This is a genomic window from Thalassotalea mangrovi, assembly GCF_005116735.1.
In the GTDB taxonomy this organism is placed as follows: Bacteria; Pseudomonadota; Gammaproteobacteria; order Enterobacterales; family Alteromonadaceae; genus Thalassotalea_A; species Thalassotalea_A mangrovi.
This window is the reverse complement of record NZ_SWDB01000038.1, coordinates 39,292-59,960: the sequence shown is the minus strand read 5'-3', so window position 1 is coordinate 59,960 and position 20,669 is coordinate 39,292. Positions and strand designations below refer to the sequence as shown.

Below are 20,669 nucleotides of genomic sequence, written 5' to 3'. Positions count from 1 at the left end.
TTAATCAGGAATGTAACGATGAAAGGCACAATGACAACAATATCTTTTGTATCAGTTTGGGGATTCTTGAGCCTGTTACTTTTTTCCCTGAACGTGAATGCAGCAGCGGCTCAGAATCCTAGCAAGGTCGAGATTAAGAAAACCGATAATGCCTATCAGCTGTATGTAAATTCAAAACCATTTTATGTGAAAGGTGTCGGTCTTGGCTGGAGTCAGGGGCGAAACCTGCAAGCGTTAAAACAGGCTGGCGGTAATAGCGTTCGGACCTGGAACAGCGATAGTGCCGATGAGGTGCTGGCCAAGGCTAAGCAGCTTGGCGTGATGGTGGCATTAGGTTTCGACATGCAAAAGCAGTTACATGGTTTTGATTACGATGATGAACAGGCCGTTAAAGCGCAATTCGCTCGTTTTAAAAGTGTTGTTGAAAAGTACAAAAATCACCCAAACCTTCTGGTCTGGGTGATCGCTAATGAGCCTAATTTATTGTTCGCCGAGGATGGCAGTCTTGCTGCGGTGAATCCCAAGGTATATCAGGCTATTCATGAAATGATTGAATACGTTCATCAATCGGACCCTAACCATCCTGTAACCTATACCTTTGCAGGAGCCATTAAAGAACACATAGATACTGCGCTACATTACACACCAACGGTGGATATCCTATCGGTACAAGTATATGGTGATTTACAAATATTACCTGAGGCGATTACTGCAATAGACCGTGACCTTCCTGTAATGGTTACTGAGTATGGTCCGAAAGGTTTTTGGGAAATGCCAAAAACATCCTGGGGCCGGGAAATAGAGGAGCCTAGCGGAGTCAAAGCGAAATCGATGATGGAGCGTATTCAACATACGCTGGTTAACGATACTACTGGAAAAATCATCGGCAATTTTGCCTTTTTCTGGGGGCAAAAACAGGAGCGCACTCCGACCTGGTTTGGCATGTTTAACAAAGATGGCAGTGCCAATGCCCGGGTCGATGAAATGACTCGATTCTGGACCGGAAAGTATCCAATAAACCGAGCACCTTTAACCATGTCAATGACAATGAATGAACGTCTGGCGCAAGCCAGCGTTATCGTTTCCGCCGAACAACAGGCCATCGCTAAGGTTGTGGTATTCGATCCCGATGGGGATGACTTGCAGCATCATTGGCGCATACTGAAAGAGGTTGATGTTCGCAGCAATGGTGGAGCATTTGAGCTAGAGCCGGAGCAGGTGAACGTAGATGTTTTGCAGACTAACACTACCGCTGATGGCGTCAGCCTTACCTTTCGTGCCCCTGAGAAGGAAGGGGAGTATCGTCTTTTTATATACAGTTATGATGGTAAGGGGAAAGTCGGCAACGCCAACTTTCCATTTAAAGTGGAGCATTGATTTTCACGATGTGAAAATCAGTTAAATGCCTGACAGATATCTGAAAATTTACAACTGATCACGGTAACATCTTCATAGCCTACACGAGCTAACTGTTCTGCGGCAAACGTTGCTCTGCCGGACGTTGCACAATGTAAATAAATGGGTCTTTTCGGATCTTTTTCACGCTCCAGGAGCTGCATCTCAAGTACACCACGGGGAATATTGATGCTGCCTGACACCGCCTCTTTGAGATGCTCCGCCGGTTCACGCACATCAATAAACAGGGCGTTTTTTTCGGCCATTTCCTGCTGTGCCTGTTGTGCAGTAATTCTTCGGACGTTGGCACTAGCCTGCTTGACCAGCTCCGGTATTGTTTTCAGCATGGATTACTCCTGATCTTGCCTTGTAAAAATAACATTCTTAATGGCCTAAATCTGTCATCGGTTTCGTCCTATGAACTCGCTGACCGCAAGCATCTTCTCGACTAACCCAGACTTCTGCCATTCAGAATCCTTCAGGGCTTTAGTATATTGCAAACATTAGTATTAGCAAGTTCTAATATAAGGTGTGTCTAATTTAATCAACTATACTTGGGGAAAATTCCAGTCTTACATCAAAGGATAGTCTATGGACACTCAGGTAATGGCGGATAATGCCCTGGCGGCAGAGCGGCTTCTCAAGTTACTGGCGAACCGCAATCGGTTAATGATTTTGTGCCGTCTAATGAATTCTGAATGTTCCGTTACCCAGTTAAATGAACAGATTCCATTGGCTCAATCTGCATTATCACAGCACCTGGCAGCGTTGAGACAGGCTGGGGTGGTGACAACTCGCCGCGATGCGCAAACTATTTACTACACCATTAGTGATGATAAGGCAGTAAAAATTATTGAGCGCATTTATGAATTGTTTTGCCAGGGTGCAGATTAATCACTGGGTACAGAGCTGATGAAAATGAATCTAATCGACACTTTGGTTGCTCGCTCTCTGAAGGGAAAGATCCCGTTACTGATATTCGTTCTGTCTCTGTCTTTAGGCTTATTGGCCCTGAATATCACCCCAAGGGAAGAGGAGCCACAGATTGTCGTACCGATGATCGATGTTCAGGTCATGGCACCTAACCTGACCGCGACTCAGGTTGAACGCCAGGTCACTATCCCATTAGAGAAATTGTTATCGCAAATTCCTGGAATTGAACACATATACTCGACTTCGTACAGTGGGCAACTGGTAGTCACACTGCGCTTTCATGTTGGCGAAGAAAGGCAAAAAGCAATCGTCAACACATATAATAAGCTCTATTCCAATCAGAACCTATTACCCGCAGTAGTGCAGAGTTGGCAAGTGAGGCCTCAGGAAGTCGATGATGTGCCGATTGTGATGCTGGGGTTATACAGTCTGGATCCAACCTTATATGATGATTATCAGTTGCGTCGTTTTGCCGAAGAAATATCAACCATACTGCAGCGTATAGATTCGACCAGTGAAATCCAGGTGGTTGGAGGCAGGCCGCGGACATTACAAATTGAGCTGGACTTACAAGCCCTGGCTGCACGGCAAACAACGGTTCTCGATATTGCCAGTGCTATCGACGTATCTAATCAGTTAGCCCACCAGGGCTCCCTGTCATTGAGTCAGCAACAGATTGTGATTGAATCAGGCGATGTCTTCACCAATATCACCGAACTTGAAAATATGGTGGTTAATGTCATTAACGGCAAACCCATATTGCTAAAAGATGTGGCGCGGTTGAGTGACGGCCCCGGTGAATTGCAATCCTATCAATGGCTGGAAATTGCCAATCTCACTGACAGCGAAAATGGCCAGGCCGAAAACCGTAGCTTCAGGCAATTGCCAATGGTGACGATAAGTGTTGCCAAACAAAAGGGCAGTAATGCAGTGGCGGTAAGTAGCGATGTGCTAACGGTTATGGAGGACGTCGGGCAACGCATTTTGCCACCAGAAGTACAGTTTAAATTACTTAGGGATTATGGCCAGACTGCCGATGATAAAGTCAATAACCTGACCTCGTCACTGGCGTTTGCCATCTTCACCGTCGTCGTGTTTATCGGCGTTTTTCTTGGCTGGCGACCTGCGATTGTAGTCGGACTTGCAGTGCCAGTTTGCTATGGCCTGACTTTGATACTTGACTATCTGTTTGGTTATACCATCAATCGGGTGACATTATTTGCCCTGATCCTGTCTTTAGGGTTACTGGTCGATGACCCGATAACGGGGATCGATAATATCGAACGCACCCTGAAGCAGACAGGACGCAGTGCCCAGCAAAAAATTGTTGCCGCTATGCAGGAGATTCGTCCGGCTCTGTTAATGTCAACATTAACCATTATCCTGGCCTTTATACCCCTGGCATTTATCACCGGGATGATGGGACCTTACATGGCGCCCATGGCATTTAATGTACCGGTTTCGGTAATGATATCGACATTAGTTGCGTTTCTGGTGACCCCCTGGCTTGCCGCCAAATTTTTACAACATAACGATGACGAGGAGGCAGTAGCGTCACAGCGCTCGCCTGGATTATACCGGAAAATATTATCACCCATTCTGGAAAAACGTACTCGAATCAAACTGGGTTTGATTATTGTCGTCTTGCTGTTCCTGGCCTCAGCATTATTACCCGTTTTTCGACAAGTCCCGTTAAAGCTATTGCCATTTGATAACAAAAACGAAATCCAGGTGATTCTCGACATGCCTGAAGGAACAACATTGGAACAAACCGCAGCGATGGCGAAACAGGTCGGTCAACTGGCGCTGCAATTACCGGAAGTTGAATCCCTGGCGGTCTATATCGGTGAGAATTCACCGATTGATTTTAATGGTCTGGTGCGTGGTTATTATCAACGTCGCGGCCATAATCTCGGGGATATTCGCATTGTATTGATGGATAAAAACCAACGTCAGCATCAGTCGCACGGGGTGGTATTGAGACTGCGACAGTTATTGCAACCGTTGCAATCGGATCAACGTTCTATCAAGGTAGTCGAAGTACCGCCAGGCCCACCGGTAATGAGTACCCTGGTGGCAGAAGTTTATGCGGAACCTCTGGTTGACCCAGCCACCCATCTTAGTGCTGCCCGACAACTAAAAATGCGCTTACAGCAGGAAACGCATGTGGTTGAAGTCGATACCAGTATTATTGCTGAGCAGAAGATAAAGCGCTTTGTCGTCGATAAACAGAAAGCCGCGTTATCGGGTATTTCCACCCAGGAGGTTAATCAGGCTCTCGCTATTGCCGTAGAAGGGAGCGATATCGGTGTCTATCAACAACCGTTTGATGCGCACCCGGTACCGATAGAATTGAACTTGCCGTTCAGGCTAAGGCAGGATCTGGATTATATTTCCGCAATGCAACTAAAAGGACGAATGGGCATTGCCCAGTTGAATCAGGGGCTGGGACTGGAGAATGCTCCGCAGCCGATTGTGCCCTTGGCGGAGCTTGGTCAGTGGCAGGATCTGTTCGTCGCCCAACCGGTGATGCGTAAGGATTTGCAACGGGTAATTTATGTGACCGCAGAGATATCTGGCAGAACACCTGCCGACGTCATTGCTGATGTCACTGCCGACTATGGACAGAAAGACAAAATCGCAACCCCCTGGCAACAAAGAAGTTTTATCAATTCCGGCGGCGGAATCGGCTGGCAGTTACCAGAGGGCACTCATTATTCTTTTTCTGGCGAAGGTGAGTGGCGTATAACCCTGGATGTTTTTCGGGATATGGGCATAGCCTTTGCGTTTGCCCTGATTGGTATTTTCGTGGTGTTAAAACTACAGACCAGCAGTACCGCATTATCGTTAATTATTATGTCGGCAATACCGTTAACCATCATCGGCATAATGCCCGGATTTTTGCTGATGAATCAATTTGGCGAGCGGCAAATCGCTGGCGCACCTGAGCCGGTATTATTTACCGCAACGGCGATGATAGGGATGATCGCGCTGGCAGGGATCGTCGTTCGTAACTCGCTGATCCTGGTCGAATTTATATCCTATGCCCGGCAGACCGGAGCGGACGTTAAAGAAGCGGTTTTAACCGCAGGGGAGACGCGGATGCGACCCGTATTATTGACGGCGGGGACGACCTTGCTGGGAAACCTGATTATTACCCTGGATCCGGTGTTTAATGGGCTGGCATTGGCGATTATTTTCGGCATTATCGCATCAACATTATTTTCGCTTTTGGTCGTGCCCATGGTTTACTTCCTGGTCTTCAGCCAGCCATCTTTGCAAACAGGTAACATAGCAAATGAATAGTCATACAGTGAAACGAATCATCACCCCGATACTGGCTGTGGTCTTATTGTTGTTGGCCATCGCCTGGCTGGCTGGCGCTTTCAAGGATAAAATCGTGCCGGCAAGATTACCCATGCCAACTCAGTCGTATACGTCTCCATATACGGTAGAATTACAGCAAATGGATGATCTCGAAGCGTTTCCGGCCGCGCTACAGGCAAGGGACGCGACTCTGGTTTCCAGCCGGATTCTGGCAAGGATTGAGACCATAAATGTACGTGCCGGGCAAATGATTTCAAAAGGTGATGTGCTGATCACCTTGAATAGCACCGATCTGGATGCCAGGGTATCGCAGGCAAAAGCTCAGGTCAGTGCGGTAAAAGCCAGGGCGGAAGAGGCGGCACGAAATTTCCAACGTATCCAGGAGCTGCAAAAACAAGGCCTGGTGTCAAAAAGCGAATTGGATAACGCCAGCGCTAATACCCGGCAAAGTAACGCTCAATTGCTGGGGGCTCGTCAGGCACTGGAGGAAGCCCAGTCAGGACTGGCATTTGCGACGATTAACTCGCCGATTTCTGGCCGGGTGGTTGATCGCCTTGCAGAGCCTGGTGATATGGCAACGCCAGGGCAAACACTGCTGAGTTTATACAACCCGTCAAGTCTACAGGTGGTTGCCAACATTCGTGAGTCAATTGCCCTGAAACTAACCGTTGGCGATAAGGTTCAGGTAAAAATTGATAGTTTACAGCAAACGGTCGAAGGCGTAGTCGGCGAAATCGTCCCGGCTGCCGATGCCAATGCCAGGAGCTTTGAAGTGAAAACCGACATTGAGTTCAATCCAGCCCTACTCCCGGGTATGTTTGCCAGAGTACTGGTGACCACAGGTAAAGTTGACAGGATGTTGATCAATAAGGACTACCTGCGTCATTTTGGGCAGATGGAAGTGGTTTGGGTGGCGAATGAAGAGCAACTGACCCGTCGTTTCGTGCGCACCGGTAGGCAGTTGGGAGATCAGGTTGAAGTGCTTTCAGGCCTGCAAGCGGGTGAAGTTATTGCCCAACCCCCTCGCACGCAAAAGTGACCCGAGAAATCTACAGCCCTAGTGCGGCAGAGGCGGCGGATCGAAATCAGCCTGTAAGGCGCTTTTGATATGTTCCGGCAAAGGTTGATGCACTTTCGGGAAGTTGCGGTGTTCGACCCCAATCACTACCGATTCGCCACGATACCAGGCGCTGATCATCTCTTTAGTAAATTCAAACCGCAGAAAATGGACTGACGAGGTCTTCTCCTCCGTTTGTCGGTCGAGATCTTCATTGCAAATAGGGTACACGTTGTCAAAGTCACCGACCTTGATATAAACCGACTTCTCAATATCAAGCAATTTAGCCAATTGCACTTTCCTGTCTTCGACATCCTCATATTCGATTAACATGGTAGCTTTCAGGTTACAGCCGTCGGGAATTAATGGGTTATATGCTTCAAGCTCTTCATTAATAGCCTTTGCTTCAAAGATTCGTTCGATACGCAACATTTCCTGAATCTGATATTGAATCGTTTTTCGATCTTCAAACAGAAGTCTTAAGTGCTCCGCCAAAGTCAACTGACGGTTTTTTTTGTGTGCCATGACGTCGCTGCGGAATGCGGGGCGAAATTGAGCGTAATCTTCCAGCGACCATAGTTGTTGTCTGTTGAGTTTTTCCATTACCAACTCCTGTTATACCAATCACATTAACTTATTGCTCACTCAGTGAGAATTTAAAGGCGTTTAGACAAGGCTTTGATTTCAGAGAATGGTCGTTCCATTTTCAGAATTAGCCAAAATCAGTAATGCAGCGCAAACGCCTTTAAAACTCACCCGTAGGGAGTTTGCCAGAGGTCCATTTACGACCCTATATTTCAATAATATAGAATGACTATATCAATGAAATCTATGTTGTAACTGAACCTCTGTCCTAACTCTGAGTTGTGCACAAACTTAATGTGATTGGTATTACTCGTATGTGCCTTAAAAAATCGTGCCACAGCCTGCACTTGTTGTTATCAGTTCGGATAACCAACGAGGCTAGAATGGCCTGAACTAGTCTAGCCCGTAAGCCTTGCGTAGCAAGCTCATAGGATGGCTGGCTTTATCTACCGATGACGCCAGGTGAACGATTTGTTTACTCGCCATTGGACAATCACTGGCGTGATAATCAGGCTCTACCTGATCCACTTTTCTAACCACGGGACGAGCAATTTTTACTGACTTATCATAGGTTTCCGCTTTCACTGCGTAGGTCCCATCATGTCCGGAACATCGCTCCTGTACATGGATATTGGTATTGGGAATGAGGGACAAAATATCCCGGGTCTTCAAGCCAATGTTCTGTACCCGCAGATGGCAGGCAACCTGGTAGGTGACATCTCCGAGTTCAGCATTGAATTCGGTATTAAAACCTCCTTGCTTGTGTCGCAGATGCAGATATTCGAAAGGATCGAAAAACGCTTCTTTAACGGCTATCACCTGTTTGTCGTCCGGAAACATCAGCGGCAGCTCCTGCTTAAACATCAATACACAGGAGGGAATGGTAGAGGTGAGATCATAGCCCCTGACCACCAGGTCATAGAGCATAGGTATGTTGTTTTCTTTGGCTGCTTGTACCGCTTGCAGGTCACCAAGTTCCAGTTTTGGCATGCCACAACAGACTTCAGACGGTGTTAACTCGACATGAATATTGTTGTGTTGAAATACCTTGATTAAGTCCAGGCCGGTCTGGGCATCATAATGATTGCCATAACAGCTGGTAAACAAGGCAACTTTCCCCTTGGTTCTGCCCAGTGGTTTGGCTTGTTGCGGCTCAATCACTTTGCCCGCCTGTTTACGCAGGGTGTTGGCTGAGAATTCCGGCAGTGGAGCACGGTGATGAACGCCAAATGATTTTTCCAGGGTTTTGCGAAAACCTTCGCTTTTGTTGAGCTTATTTATCGTGACATCGACGACGGGAATAGTACCCATCCTGGCGACAAGATCGGTATTGGTTAACAAGTTATCGCGTTTGCTGGCACCCTGTTCCTTGAATTGAACAGCCTTTGCCCGCAACATCAAATGGGGAAAATCAACGTTCCATTCATGCGGAGGAACATAGGGACATTTACTCATGTAGCACATGTCGCAGAGGTAGCATTGCTCAACCACCTTTGCGTAATCGTCTTTATTCACCCCATCGACTTCCATCGTTTCCGATTCATCGACTAAATCAAACAAGGTTGGGAACGAGTCACAAAGGCTGACACAGCGACGGCAGCCGTGACAGATATCAAACACGCGTTCCAATTCGTCGTTAAGGCTTTCCTTGTTCCAGAATTGCTCAGACTGCCAGTCAATCGGGTGGCGCGTTGGTGCTTCCAGGCTACCCTCTCGATTTCGGTTTTCGCTCATACCAATTCCCGCTACAAAAGCAATGAACACACCCGGTAGGCGCAGGGCGGTTCGGTTCTCTGTTATTGGTCTAGGTTATCTAATGCTTTTTGAAACCGATTGGCGTGGCTTCGTTCTGCTTTGGCAAGGGTTTCAAACCAATCAGCGATCTCATCGAAGCCTTCATCTCGGGCGGTTTTCGCCATACCTGGATACATGTCGGTATATTCGTGAGTTTCCCCGGCGATGGCAGTTTTGAGATTATCTGCAGTGCCGCCGAACGGAAGCCCGGTTGCCGGATCACCAGTTTCTTCCAGATATTCAAGATGGCCATGGGCATGGCCGGTTTCGCCTTCGGCAGTTGAGCGAAATACTGCAGCAACGTCATTATATCCCTCGACATCGGCTTTCGATGCAAAATACAGATAGCGGCGATTCGCTTGTGATTCACCAGCGAAGGCGTCCTTGAGGTTTTGTTCAGTTTTTGAATCTTTTAAAGACATAATGCCCCCAATTGAAAAGTGACGAAGATTTACCTGTTGAGATTAACTATAGATGAATATTTGCCAGTCAATGGCGAGTATTTTTGATTAGGTTGATTAAAAAAATTCGTTGATCTGCGTTTTTTCTTAGTCGATTGATTTATCGACGTAAATAATCTCCCATTGCCGTTTTTAACGGTATTCCTGGATAAAATTTGATGCTAGTATCAGGGTTGAACGAGGATAAATTCGAACCCGCACAATTAATGAAAATATTTATCATGCGACACGGTGAAGCCGAGCTTCATTCTGACAGCGATGTGACTCGAAAATTAACTCCATTAGGGGTTCTGGAAACACAGGTGATGGCCCGCTGGCTTGGTAAACAACAAATCAACCTGGACGCAATACTGGTCAGCCCCTACACGCGGGCGCAGGAGACTGCGGCGATAATGAATGAACAGCTTGGGGCGAGCCTGGCATTGCAAACGCTTTCGTTATTAACGCCGGCGGGGTCTGCAAGTGATTGCCATGATTATCTCGACGGGACTGTGCACCTGGAACGCTGGGAAAATATTCTTGTCGTCTCCCATATGCCGTTGGTAAGTTATTTAACCGCAGAGCTGAGTATTGAAAAAAGTACCCCGGTATTTGCTACCGCGGCAGTAGCTGAAATCGATTATGATGCGACGCAAATGACAGGTCACTATCAGGGCATCGTTACCCCGGATGATTTTTGCTGATCGGGATACGGATATTTTGATGTTATTTGCTGAACGGATCGTCAGGTAGGTCGATCAAAACCAGCAGGGCACCCATTCCGCCCCATTCCAGGGGAGCCTGGTGAAAGGCGACGACGCTCGGGTGCTGAACCAGCCAGTGGGGCACCTTGGTTTTCAGTACCTGATTGCCTATGCCATGAATAATACAGGCACATTTAATGTGTTGTTTTACACAACTTGCTAATAAAGCTGCGATTTCCTGCTTTGACTCTTGTTGTTTGAGGCCATGCAGGTCTAAAATAAGCTCCGGAGTATATTCCCCACGGCGTAATAGCTTGGCTTCAAAACTGTCGGCATCTTGTCGGACGTATTTCATTGGTCCGGAACTCGGCAACTGAGGTTCAAACTCATCGGAAAAATGAAACTGTTGTTTTTCAAACGTAAGTCGTTGCCGTTGCTTGCTTTTTTGCGCCGGCGACGGTTGTTTCAAATTCACTTTATCCTGAGACAGGGGCTTAACGGACCCTATCGCTTGTGCAAAAAGTTCAAGTTCTTCAGGGTTGAGTGATGTTTTCGGTTTCATGGGGCTAGTTTAGTTGAAGCTGGTCGGCAATAAAATAGCTAAATGCTGGCGGGATGATAATTTTATCGAGACGGTAATGTTGGAGTAACGTGTGTTAGAAGTGAAAGTCAATGAAGTGGTAGATGATTTAAAGACCATTGGCGATATGTTGCGCTGGAGTGTCAGTCGCTTCAACGAAGTCGATTTGTTTTATGGACATGGCACCGATAATCCCTGGGATGAGGCGTTTACGTTAATCTGTTTTGCTTTAAACCTGCCACCCCACAAGGATACCTCGTTACTGAACTCAAGACTGACCAAAACCGAAAAGCTGGCGATTATTGAGCTGGTCTTGCGTCGCGCCGATGAACGTATTCCGGCCGCATATATTACTCAGCAGGCGTATTTCTGTGGTTTACCATTTTACGTCGATGAACGGGTATTGGTACCTCGCTCTCCCATAGCAGAATTAATTCAACAGGGATTCAGTAAGCAGCTGGCGCATTCGCCGCAGCGAATCCTTGATTTATGCACGGGTAGTGGATGTATCGCGATTGCCTGTGCATATCAGTTTGCTGATGCCGCAGTTGATGCCGTCGACCTGTCTGTTGATGCACTGGATGTGGCGGCAATCAATGTTGAGAATCATCAGCTTGAGCAGCGTGTTCATCTACTACAATCAGACTTGTTTTCGGCGGTGACTGGCCAGCAATACGATTTAATTGTCACCAATCCACCTTATGTGGATGCTCAAGATATTGCCGATATGCCGGAAGAGTTTCACCATGAACCGGAAATGGGACTGGGATGCGGTGACGATGGCCTGGACCTGGTTCGAAAAATTCTGGTTCAGAGCGCGGATTACCTGACCGAAGATGGCGTACTTGTCTGCGAGGTAGGAAATTCCATGATTCATGTCATGGAAACTTACCCGCAAGTGCCATTCCAGTGGCTTGATTTTGAGCTTGGTGGCCTCGGTGTGTTTGTGTTGAACAAAGCGCAGTTAACCGAGTTTAAGGATGTTTTTGAGAATAAAGGATAATTATGGCGGGAAATTCAATAGGGCAGTTATTTAAAGTCACCACATTTGGCGAAAGTCATGGATCGGCGTTAGGTGCGATTGTTGATGGATGTCCTCCTGGACTGGCATTAACCGAGGAGGATTTGCAATGGGATTTGGATCGGCGCAAGCCTGGTACTTCCCGTTACACTACCGCCCGTAAGGAGGCGGATAAGGTAAAAATCCTGTCCGGTGTATTCGAAGGAAAAACCACAGGTACACCAATTGGTTTATTGATTGAGAATACCGACCAGCGTTCTAAAGATTACCGTGAAATCGCCAACAGTTTTCGACCGGGGCATGCCGATTATACCTACTGGCAAAAATATGGCATCCGCGATTATCGTGGTGGTGGACGCTCGTCTGCACGCGAGACTGCCATGCGCGTGGCAGCCGGAAGTATCGCGAAAAAATACCTGGCACAGCAGTTTGGTATTGAAATTCGAGCCTGTGTCAGTCAGATTGGCGATATTAAAGCTGATAATTATGACTGGCAGCAGGTTGAGCAAAACCCGTTCTTCTTTCCGGATGTCAGCAAACTGGACGCATTAGACCAATTAATCCGTAGTATTTTGCGGGACAAAGATTCCATCGGTGCAGCAGTTAAAGTGGTGGCTAGTGGCATGCCGGTTGGGCTTGGCGAGCCGGTGTTTGATCGTCTTGATGCGGAATTGGCGCATAGTTTAATGAGCATTAATGCGGTCAAAGGTGTTGAGATTGGCGCAGGTTTTGACGTGGTGAATCAGCGCGGCAGTGAACATCGTGATGAAATGACTCCGGATGGATTTTTATCGAACCAGGCCGGTGGGGTGCTGGGCGGAATATCGTCTGGCCAGGATCTGGTTGCTAATATCGCTCTCAAGCCAACCTCCAGTATTGGCGTTTCCGGAAAAACCATTGATATTGAAGGCAACCCTACCGACATCATTACCCGTGGCCGCCATGACCCTTGCGTCGGTATCCGGGCGGTACCTATTGCTGAAGCTATGATGGCCATTACGGTCATGGATCATGTGCTCAGGCATCGTGCGCAAAACCCTGATGTTAACTGCCCAACTCCGGTTATTGAGTGATACCAATCCACATTAAAGATTGATCATTCAGCAAATATTCGAAATGGCAAGTCCACGGATTAAACCATCGAAATTTATTGATATAAAGTAAGGTAAGTTGAATTAGTGGTTTTCATATTTGCCCATGCGGGAATGTCCGAGAGGCATTTCTACAGCGTACTCGATATTTGAAATGGAATGGCCATTCCTAAATACCGACGCCTTGTAGAATTCCCTCGGCTGACATTCTGAATGGGTCACATTTCAAAGTGGATTGGTATATTGACAACGCAAATAAAGACCTATGCCACCCTTAGCGGTGGCTTTTTTTGTTACTTTGCCCTGATTGGCTTATTCATGCCTTTCGCGTCATTGTTTCTCGACGAAAAAGGGTTTAATACGCTGCAAATAGGCGAGATACTGGCTGCGGTTGCCGCCACGAAAATCATAGGTCCAGGGCTATGGGCACATATCGCCGATAAGAGTGGTCGGTTATCTCACCTTATTCTGCTCGGCTGTTTATTGACCTTAGCATCGTTATGCCTGGTCTTTGTCAGTGATGGCTTCTGGCCTGTGTTAATGTCCTTTTCCCTGTTTATGTTGTTCTTTAACGGCATATTGCCGCAGCTCGAAGTGCTTACCCTGAGTTCGATTGATTCTGGCCGCCAGGCTTATTCTAGGATCAGGCTATGGGGAAGCCTGGGGTTTATTATTGCCACCTTGAGCGGTGGCGAAATTTTGGCGGCAACATCGTCCTTGTATTTCCCTTACCTGGCGATGTTTTGGGTATTGATGTTAACCCTGGTATCGTTACAAAATCGCGATCCCGGCCAGGCTATCGTTTCCAGCGCACCTGGCAACATCGGATCTGTCAGTAAACGCCTTTTTCACCCTGGATTTATCTGTTTTCTGATCTCTGGCTTGTTAATGCAAATCAGTTTCGGACCATTTTATAATTTTTTCGCCCTTTACCTGCGCGACTCTGGGTTTGCGACCAGTGACGTGGGTATGTTTATGGGCGTGGCGATTGTCGTCGAAGTGTTAATGTTTTACAGCGCTTATCTGGTTTTTAAAGCCTGGTCACTGAATACCATTTTCCTGTTATGCTTTTTAACCACCGCGTTGCGTTGGTTACTGACCGCCTTGTATGCCGATAATGCCTGGATACTGGCGTTGGCGATGAGCATGCATGCGGTCAGCTTTGCCTTGTATCATTGTGCCTGCATGGCGTTTTTTCAGCACTATTTTCGCCCGGATCAGCAAAATCGTGCACAGGCCATCTACAATGGTTTGTTTTATGGGGGAGGTGGTGCGGTTGGTGCAATAGTAACCGGTTGGTTGTGGAATAACGCCGGTTCTGGTGAGAACAGCTTTTTATTTGCTGCTGGCGCGGCCATGCTCGGCCTGGTATTTGTTGTATTCACGCCAAAAGTTCGGCTGGGATAAAAAAAGGCACTGAATTCAGTGCCTATTTCATTAATTAATCCAGGTCAGCCAGCTTATTTAACTTCTTCACCAGCCGCTTGCTTATCGGCGTGGTAACTGGAGCGGACCAATGGACCGCACGCTGCATGTTCAAAGCCCATCTTTTCCGCTTCTTTGCGGAACATTTCGAACTCATCCGGGTGCACATAGCGTTCAACCGGCAGGTGGTGCTTCGATGGTTGCAGGTACTGACCAATGGTCAGCATTGTAACGCCATGGGCTCGCAGGTCACGCATCACCTCAAGGATTTCTTCGTTGGTTTCACCAAGTCCTACCATCAAACCAGATTTCGTTGGTACCCCTGGGTTTGCTTCGCCAAACTTTTTCAATAAGTCTAACGACCATTGGTAATTTGCGCCCGGACGAGCCTTCTTATAAAGGCGTGGTGCCGTTTCCATGTTGTGGTTAAATACGTGGGGAGGATGTGCATTTAATATCTCTAATGCTCTGTCCATGCGGCCACGAAAATCAGGCACCAGGATTTCCACTTTAGTATGTGGCGCATGTTCTTCGATTTCACGAATACAGTCGGCAAACTGTTGTGCGCCACCATCGCGCAAATCATCACGGTCTACCGAAGTGATAACCACATATTTCAACGCCATATCTTTTAATGTCATCGCCAGTTTTTTCGGCTCTTCTGAATCCGGCGCTAAAGGACGTCCATGGCCAACATCACAGAACGGACAACGACGGGTACAGATATCACCCAGGATCATAAAGGTGGCAGTACCGTGATTAAAGCATTCAGCAAGGTTAGGGCAGGATGCTTCTTCGCAAACTGAGTGCAAACCGCCTTTACGCAGTCCGGCCTTCACCTTATCGATGTTTTCACTCGTGCGAGGCAACTTGATTTTCAGCCAATCCGGCTTGCGCAACATGGTTTCACGCTCGGATGGGATCACCTGAATTGGAATGTGCGCCATTTTATCGGCATCGCGTAATTTTGTGCCCGGTGTGACCCGGGTAGTTGCTTTGCTCATCTGCTTAATTTAATCCTGTTTCTCGGCTAACTTGCTCAGTAGCCAATAATTGTTGAATCTCTTTGACCAGGGCTTCACCAGCCTCATCTACCTGTTGCGGACCACCAATGTCCGCCGTTTGGATCATCTCCATCCCCGCATAACCACAAGGATTAATCCGCAAAAATGGTGACAAATCCATATTGATATTGATCGCCAGTCCATGGAAGGTGCAGCCTTTTCGTACCCGCAGCCCCAATGAGGCGACTTTGCGGCCATCGACGTATACGCCAGGCGCATCGGGTCTTGCATAGGCTTCAATGTCATATTGAGCCAGCATGTTGATGATTGAATGTTCAATCATAGTGACTAAATCTCTGACCCCTAATTTACGGCGCTTTAAATCGATTAAGAAATATATGACCTGCTGTCCGGGGCCGTGATACGTCACCTGGCCGCCTCGATCAACTTTCACCACCGGAATGTCACCTGGCATCAACAGGTGCTCATCTTTACCTGCTTGTCCCTGGGTAAATACCGGTGGATGTTCGACCAACCAGAGTTCATCCTGGCTGTTTTCATCACGATTATCGGTATATTCCTGCATTGCGCGCCACACGGCTTCATAGTCCAGCGTGTTTAACTGGCGTATCACAAGTGGTTGAGTCAAAGTCATATCCCCTAGGTTCAAGTGCCGGCATTATAGTGGCTTAGCTTAAAAAATCCATACCACAATGGTTATAGCACGTAACGAACCTCTTCAATGGCGGATAGTTCCGTATACAGTTTTTCGATATGTTCCTGACTGGTAACGGTCACCGCAACGGAAACAGAATGGTAGTTTCCTTTACTGCTTGGCTTTATGGAAGGAGCGTAATCTCCCGGTGTGTCGTTTTGTAAAACCGCAACGACTAAGTCCGGCAGATGATCAACCGCAATGCCCATGACCTTAAAATTAAGCACGCACGGGAATTCCAGTAATTCGTTAAATTTGGTTTTCATCATAATAAATACAACTTAAGTCACAATAACTCGGATTTAAATGCTTGCAACGCAGCGGCCATTCGCCGGGTCGTTGCGCCAATCCTGCCTGAGCCGATTATTTTATCATCAATTGCGATAATAGGTGAAATCTCTCGGGTTGAACTGCATATCCACACTTCATCAGCGTCAAGCAATTCCTTGATATGGACCCTTCGCTGGCAAACTTCAAGGCCTGAGGCCTGGCAAAGTTCAATGATCAGGTCCCGGGTGATACCACCTAAAATGTACTGGCTCTTCGGTGGTGTCAGTACTTGGCCGTTATTCACTAAAAATACATTGGAACTGGCACCTTCGGTCAGCCACTGCTGGCGATGTAATATCGCCTCATCAAAACCGTTGGCTTTCGCCTGGTTGACTAGCAGGGTGTTGGCGAGCAGGGCAATCGATTTGATATCACAATGGAGCCAGCGGATGTCTTCCAATAGTGTCGCTTTTTCGCCTTTTAGCGTACTTTCACCGGTGGTAAGTTTTGATGCCATGACTAACACCGTGGCTGGCAAAGGCCCAGATACGGTATGTTGGCGATCACTGTCGATCCCTCGGGTAACCTGCAGGTAAATGGATTGGTTATCACCGTGCACGTTAAGGTTTTTAACAATGACGCGGGTAATGATTTCCAGCCACTGTGACTCGCTGTAAGGGGATGACAGGTTTATTTGTCGGAGAGAGTCAAACAGGCGATTAAGATGTTCCTTTACCCGAAATGGCTTACCACGATATACGGGGATGACTTCATAAACCCCGTCCGCAAACAAAAAACCTCGGTCAAGGACCGAGATTTTTGCATTGGCTTTGGCGACGTAATCGCCATTTAAAAAGACAGTATCTGTCATTAATTATTGAAATTGCAGCTTGATATAATCAACAGCACGGCTGAAGATGCCACCTTCGTTAATTTCCTGCAAAGTCACTAATGGATATTCAGCCACGGTTTCACCTTCCAGCTCCAGCGTCACGGTACCAACCACTTCACCTTTGCTTAATGGCGCTTCAAGTTGGCGATCGAGAACAAAATTCGCTTCTAGGTTTTTACGTTGGCCACGCGGAATGGTGATATTGGCGTCGGTGATGATGCCTAAATCCACTTCTTCCTGGTCACCCATCCATACGCGATTGGTGGCGAAGGTATCTCCGGCTTTAAACGCCGTGTAAGTTTCAAAAAAGCGGAAGCCGTAGTTAAGTAACTTTTTACTTTCAATTTTACGAGCTTGTTCGCTTTTGGCACCCATCACCACAGAAATCAGGCGCATGTCGCCCTTTGTTGCAGACGTTACCAGGTTATAACCGGCTTTCGAGTGATGACCGGTTTTCAAACCGTCAACATTCATGCTCTTGTCCCACAATAATGAATTGCGGTTGTATTGCTTGATGTTGTTGTAGGTGAACGATTTTTGCTTATAAATCGCATATTCATCTGGCACATCACGGATAAGGGCAGCCGCTAAGCTCGCCATATCCCGAGGTGTGGTGTAATGCTCGGTGCCACTTAAACCATGGCTGTTCTGGAAGTTACTGCCTAACATGTTCAGTTGTTGGGCGTGAGCGTTCATTAAATCGGCGAATGCACCTTCGCTACCGGCTATATGCTCGGCCATTGCAACACATGCGTCATTACCCGAGGCGACAATAATTCCCTGGTTAAGCAGGTCAACCGGTACTTCCGTTCCTACTTCGATAAACATTTTCGATGAATCCGGGAAGTTTTTCGCCCAGGCGTTTTCGCTTACTGGCACCAGATCGGTTTTCTTGATATTACCGGCCTCAATTTCTTTACCGATAATATAGCTGGTCATCATTTTCGTTAAGCTGGCAGGCTCTAACTGTACGTCTGCGTTTCCTTCGCTGATGACTTTCCCTGTATTGTAATCCAGTAGTATATAGCCTTCGGCGTTAATTTTTGGTGCATCGGGAATGATAGTGGCTGCGGTCGAGGTCATCGAAGACGTGGCCAGGACTATGCCACCGATAAAAGATATCAATTTTTGAGCAGACTTAGTCATTGTTTTCCTGTGATTATTTTCTGTATAGCCCGCAGATAGCGCGCTGCGGGTCAGTTATTAGCGCAAATTTCGCCCTACAGTATATCAGTTTCAGAATAAAGGTATAGGGGCTATACGCCCCCATTTGGTAACTAATTGTGCATCTGCCGTAATTGGCGTTGAGATCGGCCTGGCTGCGCAGACCATAGCAAAGGGGAATGTTATTTCAGGACAGCGGTAGGGTAAGCCTCAGGATAACCTTGCTGGTGCAAGTTTGCCAGCAGGCTGTCGACATCCGAGTTATCGCCAATGGGACCAAGCTGTACCCGGTAAAGGGCATCTTTTTCGGTTAAATTTACCGGCACCTGCAGCAAAAATTTCAGGCCCTTCGCGGTATTTTCTGCCAGCGCTTTCTCACGAGTTACCAGCACATGGATGTATTTATTAAGCATGCTCACCGTTTGCTCTTTCTCTACCGGTGCTAACGGGGTAGGGCGACTAGCCAGCATTTCTTCACTGTCAGCATTGCTTGTAAACTGAGCAATATTGCTGGCGGTAATCGCTTCAACCTTCACTTTTGCCGTGCCCTGGTTAAGCATATCGAGCTTAAAAGCAGCACTATAGGACAAATCTATGATGCGGTTATGATGAAACGGTCCGCGATCATTAATGCGAACGATCACCGATTTATTATTCGCCAGGTTGGTTACCCTGGCGTATGTGGGGATAGGTAGCGTCTTATGTGCTGCGCTAAACCCATACATGTCGTAAATTTCACCGTTGGAAGTTTTGTGTCCATGGAATTTTTTTCCATACCAGCTGGCCATGCCTACTTTGACGTAATCATCAGCACTAGGCAGTACCTGGTAAGCCTTGCCAAACACCACATAATCTTTGTTGCCACCACGGCTTTTCGGGACAATTTGCGGGGCCGGTTCCTGCAACTCGTGTTGCGCGGGCAAGCGATTAGGAATTGAATCATGCTTTTGCTGATAGCGAGTACGCTGATATTCGTCTCCGCCAACTGGCTTTGAAGAACAGGCTGCCAATGACGCGAGCGAGGCAGCAATTAGGAGAAGTTGCCAATGTTTCATATCGTGATTCTTTATTCTTGTTATACCCGCTAAAGCGGGCGAAGCAAAAGTTGCTGTTACTGTAATTTTTAACCAGGTCTGTGACAAGGTCAAAGGGTCAGGAAATTAATCGTCTGTGGGTGCTTATTCCCATTAATACGCCAAACGCCATCATCAGGGTCACCATCGACGTCCCCCCATAACTGATTAAAGGTAATGGCACACCGACCACCGGTAAGATGCCTGATACCATGCCGATATTAACAAAAACATAGACGAAAAATGTCAGGGTGATGCTCCCCGCCAGCAACTTGGTAAAGGCATCCTGAGCCATCACCGCAATCCACAAACCACGCATCACGATCAGCAGGTACAATGCCAGCAGGGCGATGACGCCAATCAGGCCGAACTCTTCGCTAAATACCGCGAAAATAAAATCTGTATGACGTTCCGGTAAAAACTCAAGTTGTGACTGGGTTCCTTGCAACCAGCCCTTGCCGCTCAGGCCTCCGGATCCGATAGCAATTTTCGATTGAATAATGTGGTAGCCGGAACCCAATGGGTCCTGCTCTGGATCAAGAAAAGTCAGCACCCGCTGTTTTTGGTAGTCGCGCATCAGGTAAAACCAAAGAATCGGCAAAAATGCCAGCACACCGGTGACACAAATGCCAATCAAGCGCCAGCTTGCGCCCGCCAGAAAGATAACAAAAATACCAGAACTGGCTATCAGTAACGAGGTGCCGAGGTCCGGTTGTTTGGCAATAAGTAAGGTCGGGACAATCACCAGGGCAAAGGCCAGTAATACATGGCGAATTTTCACCGGTAAGTTATACCTGCCAACGTACCAGGCGACGGTCATTGGTACCACCAGCTTCATAATCTCGGACGGCTGAAACTTAATAAAACCCAAATCCAGCCATCGTTGCGCCCCTTTACCGACATGACCGAACAGCAAAACCGCTGCCAGCATTGCCAGGCCGAAGACGAAAAACACCCCAGCCCAGCGCTGGAACACCACCGGTGGAATTTGCGCAACCACAAACATTGCCACCAAAGCGATGCCAAGCCGGGTAATTTGCCGAATGACCAAGCCCATGTCCTGGCCACCGGCACTGTAAATAACGGCAAGACCAACCGTCATTAGAATTAACAGCAGGGCGAGCAGAGGTAAATCGATATGTATCCGCTCAAATAGGGTTTTCTTTTTAGGTTCGTCAGTTACCGCTTGCATGATCGTC

General features: G+C 47.4%; 20 protein-coding genes. 8 read left to right on the top strand and 12 right to left on the bottom strand.

The annotated features are described in order from the left end of the window. The first annotated feature begins 30 nt into the window (after positions 1-30). Positions 31-1,377: a glycoside hydrolase family 2 TIM barrel-domain containing protein gene (locus tag E8M12_RS15060; RefSeq protein WP_136737092.1), complete on the top strand. Its 1,347-nt coding sequence runs from the start codon at positions 31-33 to the stop codon at positions 1,375-1,377. Positions 1,378-1,394: 17 nt separating this feature from the next. Here the strand turns inward: E8M12_RS15060 and E8M12_RS15055 are convergent, their stop codons facing one another. Beyond that, positions 1,395-1,742, bottom strand: a complete 348-nt coding sequence (locus E8M12_RS15055) for a rhodanese-like domain-containing protein (RefSeq protein ID WP_136737091.1) — start codon at positions 1,740-1,742, stop codon at positions 1,395-1,397. A gap of 244 nt (positions 1,743-1,986) precedes the next feature. Here E8M12_RS15055 and E8M12_RS15050 point away from each other — a divergent pair, with 244 nt between their 5' ends. Genes E8M12_RS15050 through E8M12_RS15040 form a run of 3 tightly spaced genes read left to right on the top strand, consistent with a single transcriptional unit; the run spans position 1,987 to position 6,694 of the window. Then, positions 1,987-2,289, top strand: coding sequence for an ArsR/SmtB family transcription factor (locus tag E8M12_RS15050; RefSeq protein ID WP_136737090.1), 303 nt, complete (start codon positions 1,987-1,989; stop codon positions 2,287-2,289). 24 nt (positions 2,290-2,313) lie between these two features. Next, complete coding sequence (locus E8M12_RS15045) at positions 2,314-5,634, top strand: efflux RND transporter permease subunit (RefSeq protein ID WP_136737103.1); 3,321 nt, start codon at positions 2,314-2,316, stop codon at positions 5,632-5,634. Further along, positions 5,627-6,694, top strand: a complete 1,068-nt coding sequence (locus tag E8M12_RS15040; RefSeq protein ID WP_136737089.1) for an efflux RND transporter periplasmic adaptor subunit — start codon at positions 5,627-5,629, stop codon at positions 6,692-6,694. The genes E8M12_RS15045 and E8M12_RS15040 overlap by 8 nt, the downstream gene beginning before the upstream one ends. Before the next feature lie 18 nt (positions 6,695-6,712). Here the strand turns inward: E8M12_RS15040 and E8M12_RS15035 are convergent, their stop codons facing one another. The 3 genes from E8M12_RS15035 to E8M12_RS15025 form a co-directional block, all read right to left on the bottom strand. Beyond that, complete coding sequence (locus E8M12_RS15035; protein ID WP_136737088.1) at positions 6,713-7,315, bottom strand: DUF3501 family protein; 603 nt, start codon at positions 7,313-7,315, stop codon at positions 6,713-6,715. Between the two features lie 375 nt (positions 7,316-7,690). Continuing rightward, positions 7,691-9,031, bottom strand: a complete 1,341-nt coding sequence (locus E8M12_RS15030; protein WP_136737087.1) for a heterodisulfide reductase-related iron-sulfur binding cluster — start codon at positions 9,029-9,031, stop codon at positions 7,691-7,693. A gap of 62 nt (positions 9,032-9,093) precedes the next feature. Further along, positions 9,094-9,513: a rubrerythrin family protein gene (locus E8M12_RS15025; protein ID WP_136737086.1), complete on the bottom strand. Its 420-nt coding sequence runs from the start codon at positions 9,511-9,513 to the stop codon at positions 9,094-9,096. Between the two features lie 245 nt (positions 9,514-9,758). Between E8M12_RS15025 and sixA the strand changes: the two genes are divergently transcribed. Beyond that, entirely contained in the window at positions 9,759-10,235 is a 477-nt protein-coding gene (sixA, locus tag E8M12_RS15020) for a phosphohistidine phosphatase SixA (protein ID WP_169303157.1), read from the top strand. A gap of 22 nt (positions 10,236-10,257) precedes the next feature. On the opposite strand, the gene smrB is transcribed toward sixA, so the two are convergent. After that, entirely contained in the window at positions 10,258-10,797 is a 540-nt protein-coding gene (smrB, locus tag E8M12_RS15015) for an endonuclease SmrB (protein WP_136737084.1), read from the bottom strand. A 91-nt stretch (positions 10,798-10,888) separates the two neighbouring features. Here smrB and prmB point away from each other — a divergent pair, with 91 nt between their 5' ends. The 3 genes from prmB (at position 10,889) to E8M12_RS15000 (ending at position 14,334) form a co-directional block, all read left to right on the top strand. Further along, positions 10,889-11,818: a 50S ribosomal protein L3 N(5)-glutamine methyltransferase gene (prmB, locus tag E8M12_RS15010; RefSeq protein WP_136737083.1), complete on the top strand. Its 930-nt coding sequence runs from the start codon at positions 10,889-10,891 to the stop codon at positions 11,816-11,818. 2 nt (positions 11,819-11,820) lie between these two features. Beyond that, a complete protein-coding gene (aroC, locus tag E8M12_RS15005) occupies positions 11,821-12,909 on the top strand; it encodes a chorismate synthase (protein ID WP_136737082.1) in 1,089 nt (362 codons plus the stop codon). Positions 12,910-13,170: 261 nt separating this feature from the next. Further along, entirely contained in the window at positions 13,171-14,334 is a 1,164-nt protein-coding gene (locus E8M12_RS15000; RefSeq protein ID WP_169303156.1) for an MFS transporter, read from the top strand. Between the two features lie 53 nt (positions 14,335-14,387). Here E8M12_RS15000 and lipA read toward each other — a convergent pair whose 3' ends face one another. The 7 genes from lipA to rodA form a co-directional block, all read right to left on the bottom strand. After that, entirely contained in the window at positions 14,388-15,356 is a 969-nt protein-coding gene (lipA, locus tag E8M12_RS14995; RefSeq protein ID WP_136737080.1) for a lipoyl synthase, read from the bottom strand. A gap of 4 nt (positions 15,357-15,360) precedes the next feature. Beyond that, a complete protein-coding gene (gene lipB / locus E8M12_RS14990; RefSeq protein ID WP_136737079.1) occupies positions 15,361-16,011 on the bottom strand; it encodes a lipoyl(octanoyl) transferase LipB in 651 nt (216 codons plus the stop codon). Positions 16,012-16,073: 62 nt separating this feature from the next. Then, positions 16,074-16,340 (bottom strand): DUF493 family protein YbeD, encoded by a 267-nt coding sequence (gene ybeD / locus E8M12_RS14985; protein WP_211245057.1) that lies wholly within the window; start codon positions 16,338-16,340, stop codon positions 16,074-16,076. Between the two features lie 17 nt (positions 16,341-16,357). After that, positions 16,358-17,212, bottom strand: coding sequence for a D-amino acid aminotransferase (locus E8M12_RS14980; RefSeq protein ID WP_136737078.1), 855 nt, complete (start codon positions 17,210-17,212; stop codon positions 16,358-16,360). A 3-nt stretch (positions 17,213-17,215) separates the two neighbouring features. Further along, on the bottom strand, positions 17,216-18,379 hold the full coding sequence (locus tag E8M12_RS14975) for a serine hydrolase (RefSeq protein ID WP_136737077.1): 1,164 nt from the start codon (positions 18,377-18,379) through the stop codon (positions 17,216-17,218). Positions 18,380-18,579: 200 nt separating this feature from the next. Continuing rightward, the gene (locus E8M12_RS14970; protein ID WP_136737076.1) at positions 18,580-19,452 is read right to left on the bottom strand and encodes a septal ring lytic transglycosylase RlpA family protein; all 873 of its coding nucleotides are present in this window, start codon (positions 19,450-19,452) and stop codon (positions 18,580-18,582) included. A 97-nt stretch (positions 19,453-19,549) separates the two neighbouring features. Further along, positions 19,550-20,662, bottom strand: coding sequence for a rod shape-determining protein RodA (gene rodA / locus E8M12_RS14965; RefSeq protein WP_136737075.1), 1,113 nt, complete (start codon positions 20,660-20,662; stop codon positions 19,550-19,552). Positions 20,663-20,669: the final 7 nt, after the last annotated feature.